Origin of the sequence: Acinetobacter sp. 22301 (genome assembly GCF_052045285.1) — a bacterium.
In the GTDB taxonomy this organism is placed as follows: Bacteria; Pseudomonadota; Gammaproteobacteria; order Pseudomonadales; family Moraxellaceae; genus Acinetobacter; species Acinetobacter pittii.
Genome location: NZ_JBQEOR010000002.1, coordinates 1 through 12,000, shown reverse-complemented (window position 1 = coordinate 12,000; position 12,000 = coordinate 1). Strand labels below are relative to the sequence as shown.

At 39.0% G+C, this 12,000-nt stretch carries 11 protein-coding genes and 1 pseudogene; 7 read left to right on the top strand and 5 right to left on the bottom strand.

Translation table 11 applies throughout. The features are described from left to right. Positions 1–3: 3 nt before the first annotated feature. The 3 genes from ybeY to miaB are packed head-to-tail and all read right to left on the bottom strand — an operon-like array spanning position 4 to position 3,067. A complete protein-coding gene (ybeY, locus tag ACTJJH_RS04190; RefSeq protein ID WP_017386968.1) occupies positions 4–480 on the bottom strand; it encodes an rRNA maturation RNase YbeY in 477 nt (158 codons plus the stop codon). Positions 481–489: 9 nt separating this feature from the next. Next, positions 490–1,578, bottom strand: coding sequence for a PhoH family protein (locus ACTJJH_RS04185; RefSeq protein ID WP_002119513.1), 1,089 nt, complete (start codon positions 1,576–1,578; stop codon positions 490–492). Positions 1,579–1,615: 37 nt separating this feature from the next. Further along, positions 1,616–3,067, bottom strand: a complete 1,452-nt coding sequence (gene miaB / locus ACTJJH_RS04180; protein ID WP_304594715.1) for a tRNA (N6-isopentenyl adenosine(37)-C2)-methylthiotransferase MiaB — start codon at positions 3,065–3,067, stop codon at positions 1,616–1,618. A 287-nt stretch (positions 3,068–3,354) separates the two neighbouring features. Between miaB and ACTJJH_RS04175 the strand changes: the two genes are divergently transcribed. The 4 genes from ACTJJH_RS04175 (at position 3,355) to ACTJJH_RS04160 (ending at position 7,634) form a co-directional block, all read left to right on the top strand. Then, positions 3,355–5,298, top strand: coding sequence for a transglycosylase SLT domain-containing protein (locus ACTJJH_RS04175; protein ID WP_440600787.1), 1,944 nt, complete (start codon positions 3,355–3,357; stop codon positions 5,296–5,298). A 57-nt stretch (positions 5,299–5,355) separates the two neighbouring features. Beyond that, positions 5,356–6,018, top strand: coding sequence for a ribonuclease T2 family protein (locus ACTJJH_RS04170; protein ID WP_336017248.1), 663 nt, complete (start codon positions 5,356–5,358; stop codon positions 6,016–6,018). Between the two features lie 211 nt (positions 6,019–6,229). Further along, on the top strand, positions 6,230–7,216 hold the full coding sequence (locus ACTJJH_RS04165) for a malate dehydrogenase (protein WP_002119517.1): 987 nt from the start codon (positions 6,230–6,232) through the stop codon (positions 7,214–7,216). Between the two features lie 172 nt (positions 7,217–7,388). Continuing rightward, positions 7,389–7,634, top strand: a complete 246-nt coding sequence (locus tag ACTJJH_RS04160; RefSeq protein ID WP_002119522.1) for a DUF2789 family protein — start codon at positions 7,389–7,391, stop codon at positions 7,632–7,634. Between the two features lie 63 nt (positions 7,635–7,697). Here ACTJJH_RS04160 and ACTJJH_RS04155 read toward each other — a convergent pair whose 3' ends face one another. Both ACTJJH_RS04155 and ACTJJH_RS04150 read right to left on the bottom strand, forming a co-directional pair. Beyond that, positions 7,698–8,225, bottom strand: coding sequence for a hypothetical protein (locus ACTJJH_RS04155; RefSeq protein WP_032038733.1), 528 nt, complete (start codon positions 8,223–8,225; stop codon positions 7,698–7,700). Positions 8,226–8,292: 67 nt separating this feature from the next. Next, positions 8,293–8,898, bottom strand: a complete 606-nt coding sequence (locus ACTJJH_RS04150; protein ID WP_017386964.1) for a 2OG-Fe(II) oxygenase — start codon at positions 8,896–8,898, stop codon at positions 8,293–8,295. 117 nt (positions 8,899–9,015) lie between these two features. On the opposite strand from ACTJJH_RS04150, the gene ACTJJH_RS04145 reads away from it, so the two are divergent. From ACTJJH_RS04145 to ACTJJH_RS04135, 3 genes and pseudogenes are all read left to right on the top strand, one after another. Beyond that, complete coding sequence (locus ACTJJH_RS04145) at positions 9,016–9,873, top strand: 23S rRNA (adenine(2030)-N(6))-methyltransferase RlmJ (protein ID WP_069036678.1); 858 nt, start codon at positions 9,016–9,018, stop codon at positions 9,871–9,873. Between the two features lie 41 nt (positions 9,874–9,914). Next, entirely contained in the window at positions 9,915–10,748 is an 834-nt protein-coding gene (gene pssA / locus ACTJJH_RS04140) for a CDP-diacylglycerol--serine O-phosphatidyltransferase (protein ID WP_002119541.1), read from the top strand. Positions 10,749–10,765: 17 nt separating this feature from the next. Beyond that, a pseudogene (locus tag ACTJJH_RS04135) lies at positions 10,766–11,852 on the top strand (DUF6670 family protein). Positions 11,853–12,000: the final 148 nt, after the last annotated feature.

Here is a 12,000-nt window from a genome sequence, read left to right as displayed (position 1 = left end):
GCATTATTCCTGATAAGGATTTGAAATATTGAGTTTTGCTAAAATTTCAATTTCTAAGCCTTCCATTTCTTCTGCATCTTCATCACTGGTTTCATGGTCATAACCAAGCAAATGTAAAACACCATGTACTAACAGATGTGCAAAATGATTTTGGGCAGTTTTTTTCTGTTCTAATGCTTCTTGTAATACTACTGGAATACAAATAACTAAATCACCCAATGGTAAGGCATCTAGCATTGGTAGAACTTCTTCGGGAATATCACTTGGAAAAGATAAAACATTAGTTGGTTTATCTTTTTCTCGGTATTGCAAATTGAGTTGCTGACTTTCGTCCAGATCAACGCAAGCAACCCCAATTTCACAATCTTCCTTATAACCAATGTGGCGTAAAGTGGTCTCAATAATTTTTTTGAGTTGAGCTCGTTTGAGCTCTAACTCAGGTGATTGAAAGTCTTGTTGTAAACTTAAACTGATTTTCAAAATGAATCCTTAAGCATCCTGGTGTTGCAAGTCTGCTGCTGTATCGTTTTCAGCAACTAATGCTTCTTGACGTGCTTTGCGTTCAGCACGTGCTTCAGCATTAAGACGCTGTTGTTCACCATCCCAACCTTCATACGCTTCAACAATTTTTTGAACAAGTTGATGACGTACAACGTCACGGGAATGGAAACGGGTAATATGAATTTCTTTAATGTTCTCGAGTACACGTAGTGCATGTGCCAAACCAGATTGTTGGCCTCGAGGTAAATCTACTTGGGTAATATCACCTGTAATCACTGCACGAGAACCAAAACCTAAACGGGTCAAGAACATTTTCATTTGTTCAGGCGTTGTGTTTTGAGCTTCATCCAAAATTACAAATGAATGGTTAAGTGTGCGGCCACGCATATAGGCAAGAGGTGCAACTTCAATCACTTGACGCTCGATTAACTTGGCAACTTTTTCAAAGCCAAGCATTTCGTAAAGAGCGTCGTAAAGAGGGCGTAGGTATGGGTCGATTTTCTGAGTTAAATCACCCGGTAAGAAACCTAGCTTTTCTCCAGCTTCTACAGCAGGACGTACAAGTAAAATACGCTGAATTTCGTTACGTTCGAGCATATCTACTGCGGCGGCAACTGCTAAATAGGTTTTACCTGTACCCGCAGGGCCAACACCAAAAGAAATATCGCTTTGCAAAATACGCTGTACGTAGCGTTTTTGATTAGCACCACGTGGGTTAATACGACCTTTTCTAGTCTGGAAATAGACATCCATTGGTGCATCATGTTCATCCATTTCTTCTCCAACTAACTCGAAATTACGTTCAGTTTGAGAAGATTGAATTAACAGATGCAACAAATCCGCACTGATTTGTTGGGATACCTCAGACTCTTCGTAGAGTCGTTGCAATAATGCTTCGGCTCTCCCAACAGCATCTATCTCACCATCGATATGAAAAACATCTCCACGATGAGTAATTTTGACATCTAAACGCTGTTCAATTTGCTTAAGGTGCCCATTATAGGCACCCAAGATGCTCTTTAAACGTTCCATTGAAATTTCAGGAAATGTTACGGTACGTCGAATCGCTGCAGTCAAGAGAAAACCTTTCAGTAGACTTTAGAATACCTCTACATTACGCCACGTCAGGCTCAAGATTCAAGAGCTCACCGTAAACTAAATTTAAAGTTTTAATTTCAGTAATCTCGATCTCTGCAAAACGACCTACCCAAGAAGCATCACCGACAAAAGTGACTAGACGTGTATTATCGGCTGTACCTAGTAAAATATTAGGGTCTTGGTCCGAAACTTTTTCAATAAGAACACGTTCAATTTTGCCAAGCATTGCATCAGTTTTTTCAATGCTAGACTGTTTAATCACTTTTTGAACTTGAGCTAAACGCTCTTTCTTAACGTGCTCAGGCGTAGTATCAGGTAAGTCTGATGCAGGTGTACCCGGACGTTTTGAATACACAAAACTATATGAGTGATCAAAATCTAAGTCTTTGATAAATTGAAGTGTTTCGGCGAAGTTTTCATCAGTTTCACCAGGAAAACCAATAATAAAGTCACTCGATAAGTGCATATCAGGACGTATTTTTCTTAATTTGGTAATCTTGTCGATATAAACATCAATCGTATGATTTCGTTTCATTGCCTGTAAAACATCATTAGATCCACTTTGAACAGGCAAGTGTAAATGTGACACCATTTGAGGCAAATCTTCGTAACACTGAATTAGCTCGTCAGAGAACTCAAGTGGATGCGATGTTGTATAACGTAAACGGCCGATACCCGGAATTTCTGCAACGAGTCGTAACAATTCAGGGAAGGTACAGATACCACCTTCAAAGGTTTCTCCGCGATATCCATTTACATTCTGACCCAGAAGTGAAATTTCACGGACACCTTTTTCCGCAAGACCTGCAATTTCTGCAAGTACATCATCTAATGGACGAGAAACTTCTTCACCGCGTGTGTAGGGAACTACACAGAAAGAACAGTATTTAGAGCAGCCTTCCATAATAGAAACGAATGCTTTAAAGCCTTCTACACGTGGTTCGGGCAAGAAGTCGAATTTTTCAATATCTGGGAAAGAAATATCAACCAGTTTGATTTTATCTTTTTTAGGTTTTTCTACTTGAGCATTATGTTGATCAAGCATTTGCGGTAAACGGTGTAATGTTTGTGGACCAAAAATCATGTCTACATAAGGCGCACGTTTTTGAATGTTGTCACCTTCTTGAGACGCAACACACCCACCCACACCAATCACAAGATCAGGGTTTTTGTCTTTTAGTTTGCGCCAGCGACCTAACTCACTAAATACTTTTTCCTGCGCTTTTTCACGAATAGAACACGTATTCATGAGCAGAATGTCTGCTTCATTAGGGTTGGTCGTTAAAACGTAGCCGTGAGAATCCCCTAAAAGGTCTGCCATACGGTGACTGTCATACTCATTCATCTGACACCCTTGAGTTTCAATATAAAGTTTTTTTATTGAAACATCAGTGGTGTGCGTTGGCTGGGTAACAGTGTTTTCTGAGGCAGCTTTGGCACCATTGGGAATGAAGGTTTGAACCGTCATGCAGGCTCCTAACAGATCGATCTAAAAAAGAATAAATTGGCCCAAAATGGGTCAAACCATCTATTATAGCAGTATTTGAGCTGAACCGATAACAGTAAACTTTCAGAACATGACACAGTTTTTGTGAAGTAAATTAGGTGAATTTTAATGATGTTGAATCATAGAGTTACATAACACAACAAAAGAAAGCACGAAGAATAATTAAACTATGCATTGAAGGTGAATAGTCAGGGTTTAGCATATATATGAGACCAAGTAGAAAGAGCTCATCAATCCATAGTCGTGTAATGAAAAATAAATATATGCATCGTAGCTGGTTAGGAGCTATGTGTTTACTTGGTTGTTCATTTACCTATGCTGCCGAAGAGCAGTTTAACGATGCACTAAATGCTGCAAATAGTGGTAATACCGCGTTATTAGACCAATATCAGCTTGCTATGCAAAATGATGTGTTGGGATACTATCCAGAATATTGGAAACTTAATACAAACCTTGGCTTTCAACCTACTGCCTCTATCGTAAGCTTTGCTCAACGCTATCCACAATCAGCAATGGCTGAAAAATTAGCAGCCGATTATGTTGAAGAAAAAGTTAAACAAGCTGACTTTGCATCTGCTCAACCCGTCTTATCTTATGTTACCAACCCTGACCAAGCCGAAAATTGTGCTTTGGCACAGGTGCGGGCGAAAAGCGGTGATGCATTAGTTTTTGCTGAATATAAAGATGTTTGGTTAGCAACTGAGTCACAACCAGAATCTTGTTTAGGTTTAGGGCGCATGATGTTATCTAGCCCTTTAATGAGCGCACAAGATAAACAACAGCGTCTATGGGTACAATTCCGTGCAGGTTTGTCGGGACAGGCGCTCGCGACAGCACAGACTCTGGGTTTGAATTTGTCTTTGGCTCAGCTTAACCAAATTCAGGCCAACCCGCTTAATTATTTATGGAGTGCGCCTAAGACAAATGATGCAGATTATGCGTATTTGATTTTTGCGTTAGGGCGTTTAGCTAATAATGACTTAAGTAATGCTTTTTCAAATGTGCAGCGTGTTGCCCAAGGTACGCCACAAAATGTACAAAAATATTTATATCGTACGGTAGCCTATATTGGTGGCACCACGGTAATGAAAAATAATTTTAATCGTGAAGTTCTTCAATACTTTGATGCAAGTTATGGTTATCCATTAAGTCCAGAAGAAGCCGAAATTTATGCGCGTCAGGCGATTCGTTTTGGGGCGTGGGAAAGTTTAATTCGCGCTATTGATAGTATGACGGTAACCCAAAAACAAGAAGACCGTTGGCAATATTGGCTTGCTCGTGCGTCAGAACAGCGTGGTGATAGTGCTTCTAAAGCAACAGCACAACAAATTTATAGAAAACTAGCTCAGGCTGGTGATGACTATCATAACCTTTTAGCAAAAGATCGTTTAGGTGAGCGTTATAACCACCAACCTTATGATGATCAGCCAACGGCAAGTGATTTAAGACGTTTAGATCAGAACATTCACTTTAATCGTGCTTTTACTTTAAGACGTATTAATGCAAATCCAACTTATACGAATCGAGAGTGGAATTGGGCAGTTCGTCAAGCGTATCTTCAGCATGATGACGGTTTACTTTTAGCTGCGGCAAAGCGTGCTCATGACATGGGGTGGTATGACCGTGCAATTTATGCAGCAGATCGTACAACAAATAAGCATAATGATACTTATCGCTACGTGACTCCTCATAAGACTAATGTCGTAAGTCATAGTTACAATGCAGGAATTGATCCTGCATGGGCTTATGGTTTAATGCGTCAAGAAAGTCGGTTTGTAACTTCTGCGCGTTCTCACGTTGGGGCGGGTGGTCTTATGCAAATTATGCCTGATACAGCGAAGTTGATTGCACGTCAAATGGGTGAAACTTATAATCCGGCTGCATTAAATGAAATGAATACCAATATTCGATATGGAACATTTTATTTGTCGATGATTCAGGGACAATTAAGCAATAACCCTGTTTTGGCGACAGCAGGTTATAATGCAGGGCCTAATCGGGCTAGACGTTGGCAGCCGGACTATCAATCAATTTCGGCTGACCAATATACTGAGACAATTCCATTGTTAGAAACCAGAGACTATGTCAAGCACGTTATGACGAATGCAACACATTACGGCGTAATATTGGGTCAAGGCGCCCAGTCGTTATCGCAGCGTATGAAAGTCATTCCAATGCGTACGTCGCCTTAACTTTAAGGTGGTTGATGATGGATCTTCTTTTAATTGGCATATTCAAGTTTTAATTAAATGAAATATAGATATTTGGAACTTCGTTCAATTTTGCAACTTGCATGGTGGCTCATCTGTGCGGGAGTAGGGTTGATGAGTTCCGTTTTACATGCCGAACCTGTTAATTTACAAGGGTATGTTATGCATGTGCAAATGACACCTGCCGCATGTGCATTAGATCCCTCTAAACAAAAACAACGTAAATGTCTTGAAGGATATTCACTGACAATTACAGGCCTCATGCCGGAAACAAACCAAAGTAACTGCTCAACAGAAAGTTCTGCAACCTTGTCTCCATTGCAAGCCAAAGTCGTGGCTCGGGTTATGCCTGATAATAATGCTCGTGTACAGCTATGGAAAAGTGTAGGCGGATGCGTTCCTATGAATGCAAGCCAATATTTCCGTACGGTTATTAATTTTGCTGAACGTTTAAAAATTCCGGCTAGTCTCACAAGTTCAACAAATGTTGAAATGCAGCAATCCGCGTTAAGACAGCAGTTTGTACGTCTTAATCCGAGCTTACCTCAAAATGGTATCCGTTTTAGTTGTCAATTATCACGTTCGGATGTGGTCTTAACGGAAGTGAAAGTTTGTTACACGGTAAAGGGCCAATATAAACAGTGTGCAAATCATGTGGTATCGAATTGCCCTGGTGAAATCATGATTAAAGGTAGTTATTAAAATTTACGAACATTTCGTAAGGAAATGCTGACCATACATTGAATCTATTTGTAAAGATTAATTTGTATTTTCTATCAGACTTTTGGTGAAAACGAGTCGCTTTTACATGCATCTGCCAAATCTTTAGAGTACAATCTTTGCCGTTTATGATGATTTGGTTAGATGGAATTCCTATTTAGCCCGATTAAGGACACTCATTGGAGACAATTACATGAAGCAACCCGTTCGTGTTGCCGTGACTGGCGCTGCAGGTCAAATTGGTTACAGCTTATTATTCCGTATCGCAAGCGGTGAAATGTTAGGTAAAGATCAACCTGTTATTTTACAATTGCTTGAAGTTCCAGTTGAAAAAGCACAACAAGCGCTTAAAGGCGTAATGATGGAACTTGATGACTGTGCTTTCCCTTTATTGGCTGGCATGATCGGGACTGATGATCCGAAAGTTGCATTTAAAGATGCTGACTACGCATTGTTGGTAGGTTCTCGTCCACGTGGTCCTGGTATGGAACGTGCTGACTTGTTAAAAGTTAACGGTGAAATTTTCATCGGCCAAGGTCAAGCATTAAACGAAGTTGCTAGCCGTAACGTTAAAGTATTAGTTGTAGGTAACCCTGCAAACACTAACGCTTACATCGCAATGAAATCTGCTCCAGATCTTCCAGCGAAAAACTTCACAGCTATGTTGCGTCTTGACCACAACCGCGCGTTGACTCAAGTTGCTCAAAAAGCTGGTGTTGCAGTTGCTGACATCGAAAACTTAACAGTTTGGGGCAACCACTCTCCAACAATGTATGCTGACTACCGTTTTGCAACTGCAAATGGCGAAAGCTTAAAAGACAAAATCAACGATCCAGCTTGGAACAAAGACGTATTCCTTCCAACTGTTGGTAAACGTGGTGCTGCGATCATCGAAGCGCGTGGTTTGTCTTCTGCTGCTTCTGCTGCTAACGCTGCAATTGACCATATGCGTGACTGGGCGCTTGGTACAAACGGCAAATGGGTAACTATGGGTATTCCATCTGATGGTTCTTATGGTATTCCTGAAGGCGTTATGTTCGGTTTCCCTGTTACAACTGAAAACGGTGAATACAAAATCGTTCAAGGTTTAGAAATCGATGAATTCAGCCGTGAGCGTATCAACTTCACTCTAAACGAGCTTGAAGAAGAACGTGCAGCAATTGCTGACATGGTAAAATAATTCATCAGCTTGATGAGTTAAAAAAAGCACTCTTTAGAGTGCTTTTTTATTGAATCCTGAAAAAGCAAACACAAAAAGCAACAAGAAAATATAGACACTATCATGCAAGTAAAAACGTTTTATTGTTAGATTAGTTAATAGATGATTTAAAAGAAGTTATAGGAGAATAACAATGTTTGAACAGCAACCGACTTTAGAGCTTTTATTTGATCAGTTGGGTTTAGATTCTGATGAAGCAAGTATTGAAAACTTTATCAAAACACATCAATTGCCAGCCGAGCAAAAATTACATGAAGCATCTTTTTGGTCAAAAGGTCAAAGCGATTTTTTGAAGAGTCATTGGGAAAAAGATGATGAGTGGATTGTGGTTATTGATGAACTTAATGAACAACTACATGAAGACAGTGTGAAAAAATAATTTCAAAAAAATAAAGCCTATTTTACAAGTAATATGTAAAACAGGCTTTATTACATGAAGAGTTTAATGTGTTTTTACTTTTAATTTATCTTTATACCATGGCTCATGACGTACAAGGTCAAATACAGGTTGGCCATGAAGCAATTCAAGATCACATGTAGACGTTGATAAATATTTAGTTAACCAATGTCGTGTTAATGCTGACTCTTGTCGTGCTGCTGACGCATATGCCAAGAAGAAATAGATATCAGCATGTTCATGATGTGCTAATGGCTTCAAAATTTGTTGAGTAATCAGCGCAAAACGTTTTTCTTTGTTTAGTTCAAAATAAAGCATATACGCTTTGGCTAAGTGTAAAGACAAATTAAGGTATAAGCTCAATGGCATTTCTTCATATTCCATGCGAGCTTGTTCAAGCAGAACAATAGCTTCTTGTAAAAAATGAAGTTGTTCTTGGCGAACACGACTTAATATTACAAGTTGCATGCGTAACTCAGCACGCTCTAAAGCAAGCTCAGGCGTATTTTCAGTCAAATAAAGTTGGTCTGTTTCACCAATTCGGTTCACAATTGTTTTACTTTCAATAGACATACGCCATCACCTTTTTTAATCAATAGCTTTTATATCGGGTTCATTTACCAAATTTAAAGAGTAACCTTTAAACCCAAATAGAATTTCCACTACGAAGCCAAGCTGTAATAGAAAGTCTTTGTTGTTTTGAAATTAATACTTCATGTAGTAAATCGCTTTGGAATATTACCAGTCGATTGGGTTCGGGATTAACAATATGCCATTTCTCATTTTTATCTTGCAGTCGTAGTTGTCCACCCCAATCTTCTTGCCATTCTGGATGTAGATAATAGACAGTTGAGATAATACGATCATTTTTTTGTTGAGGATTGTCTCGATGTAAAGCATAAAATTCACCCAAATTATAACGAGCAAAATGAGCTTCAACCTCTTTAATCCCTAAATAGAATGCTTGATTTAGACTTTGTGAGAATAAAGTTAAGGTTTCAATATGTTGCTGAGCAATAGGAAGTTGATCGTTAATCCAGAGAATATGGTCACTACGAATATTACTTACAACGCCGTTTTGAATGCCTGCTTCTCTAAACTCATCCATATGATGGCTGCATTCTTGAGAAACCTGTGCGCGATATTGATCTGGATATGCTTGATTTATAATGGCAAAGCCATGCGCATTTAAATCATCTAAAATTTGATCCAAATTCCATGAATCAGGAAGTGAATGAGAGTGCATATAACCTCGAGTAGATCGTAAAAATATCAAGCAGCTCTATTTTAGATGATCACAACCTTACGAAAGAATATTTTTTTCATGTTAAACTATTTGTTGAATTGAGGAATTAAAGTCAACATGAATTACCGTCACCATTTCCATGCGGGCAACTTTGCAGATGTTATGAAGCATGTGCTTTTGCTACAGCTTCTCAACCGTTTAAATGCTAAAGATAAACCTTATCGTTATATCGATACGCATGGAGGGGCCGGCAAATATGATTTATCTCTGGCACCTGCACAAAAGTCTGGAGAATTTCTCACAGGCATTCATCGTCTAGTTCAACTATCTGAAATGGAAAAGCGTCAGGCACCTGAAGCAATCCAACAATATTTGAAGTTAGTCGAACAATTGCGTTCTGAAGAAGGTAAGGGAAGCTATCCAGGTTCTCCTTGGTTCGCTCTGCAAGGCATGCGTGAAATCGACAAGGCGACTATATTTGAAATGCAGCGCGACGTATTTCAGCAATTACGTCATAACATTCGTGATAAACGTGCAGGTTTACATGAGCGCGATGCATATGAAGGCTTGCTTGGCGTAATTCCGCCAAAAGAAAAGCGCGGTCTGGTTATGATCGACCCTCCTTACGAATTAGAACGTAAAGACTTTCCGCAATTAGTTGAACTTTTACAACAAGCTCATAAAAAATGGCCAACAGGCGTTTTTGCAGTTTGGTATCCAATCAAAGATCGAGCGATGATTGAGCGTTTTGAAAAGAAAATGTTTAAAACGGGTATTCGCCGTCAGTTAGTTTGTGAAATTTGTGTGTGGCCAGATGACACGCCTGTAGGTCTAAATGGTTGTGGTCTATTGGTGATTAACCCACCTTGGCAGTTCTCTGAACAAGCAGACCAAGCACTACAGTGGTTATTCCCGCATCTTCGCATGCAAGAAACTGGTGGTCATGCTGCTGTTCGCTGGTTGGTAGGTGAGTAACAGTTAACTTAAATCAATGCACATGTTTGGAATAGAAAATAATGACAAATGCGCCTAAACCAGAGCAAGATTTAACTCATAATGAACATTCATTTGATGGGATTACATTTGAAGTGGTTGAAGAAGAAGATAATCCGGAAGGACAAAAAGTGAAGCGCCGAGGTATTTATCTTTGGCCTAACTTAATTACAACCGCTGCTCTGTTGTCCGGTTTCTATTCCATCATTGCAAGTATGAATGGGGATTTTAATCAAGCGATCTATGCCATTTTTATTGCAGCACTATTAGATGGCTTAGATGGTCGAGTTGCTCGAGCAATTGGCGCACAAAGCGCTTTTGGCGAACAATATGATTCTCTCTCGGACTTGTTAGCTTTTGGTGTGGCTCCAGCAATGCTGATGTATAGCTGGAGTTTGCATGATTTAGGCCGTATTGGTTTAGCTTGTTGTTTTGTTTATACAGCCTGCGCAGCCTTCCGACTAGCGCGTTTTAATGTGCAAATTGGCGTTGTTGATAAGCGTTATTTTATCGGCATTGCAAGTCCACTCGCTGCTATTATCATTATTTCACTCGTTTGGGTTGCTCGCGATTATCCTTTCATTTTTGATTTACGTGATATTGCGATTCAAACTATTAATGCTGTTCTTATGGTAATTGTGGGATTACTCATGATTTCCAATATTAAATATTATTCTTTCAAACAGATGGATCGTAAACGCGTTCCTTTTGTAGTTATGTTGCCAGTAGTACTGATTTTTGCGGCAATCACTTATAATATTCCAATGGGCATTTTGACAGTTTCAATTATCTATGCTCTATCTGGTTTTGTTACGACTTTATTTGCACGCAAGAGTAATGAAACACTAAAAACATAAAATAGAAGAGGTTCAGTATGCCTAAGTTGATAAGTGAAATTAATCAATTACAGCAGCTGGGCCCTAATGTTAAAGAGGGGGTTGTTTATCAACCTTCTCGTGGCTTTTTTAAAATTGTTTATCAAGGCTTGATCCTTCCTAATTTACCAACCCCACTTCGTTATTTTAATTATATTAGTTTAGTGGGACAGCCACGTATTCCTCTATGTTATAACACCCACAGCATTACAACTTCAGCTATCGACACTGCAACAGTGCTTGTAAGTAATAGCCAACATAGTGTGGGACATTTAAAAACATATTCTATTCGACGCCAATGCCAGTTTGATTCGGCGCTATATCAATTTGATAAAACCGACCTGATTCAATGGCAAATTCCCATGATTCGCCTTCAGCGATTAGACCCAGAAATGGGCTGTGATCTTACGATTCAGATTCCAGAAAATATATCTAATGCCTCTGCTTTGCAGTGGGGTGTTTCTGACTATTGGTCAACACTATGTGTATGTGAAGGTGAAATTTTTTATAAAGGACAGAAATATGAAATTGAAGGGTTGGGACGATTTAAACACGCACGGGCTTTGCACTTGCCGTTCTTATCTTTATGTTTCTATACATGCCAAATTATTAACTTAAATGAAACGACGCAGCTTACATTCTTACAAATAAGAAATCAGTGGAATATCATCCTATGTTCAAGATTAGATATTCAAGAATTTGGGAAGCCTGTTGAAAGTTTTACAGAAGACGTAAATTTACATATCCACCGAGTTTATCCAAAGGTTAAAACACCGAATGGTAAAGAGATGTACTTGCCAAGGGAGTTTTCTTGGCAATGTGAGAAAAATGGGAAAATAATTTTTGAGCTTTATGCACAAAGCCGTGGTGACTATAAGTTTGGTTTGGCGGCTGGATATGTGGGAAGCTTTCAATATCAATTAAGCTGGAATGAACAGTGTTTGCAAGGAGAGGGTGGATACTGTGAATATATTGATTGTCGTCCACTTAGATGGCAAGAAAAGAATCAAGACGAGAAAATTTTAGATAAATTGATGCTTTTACAACCATGTTTATATAAAAAATGACTATTTTTATCATTTTTGATTAAAAAGCGAACTGTTGTTGCACTAATATTAAAAAAGGGGTTGCAAAGGTAAGTTAATGGTCTATAATGCACATCCATCGGCGGTGATGCAGATAGAAACTTGTTGAAAAACAGTTACTTGGAATTGAGTTGGTTGCTTTAAGTGAT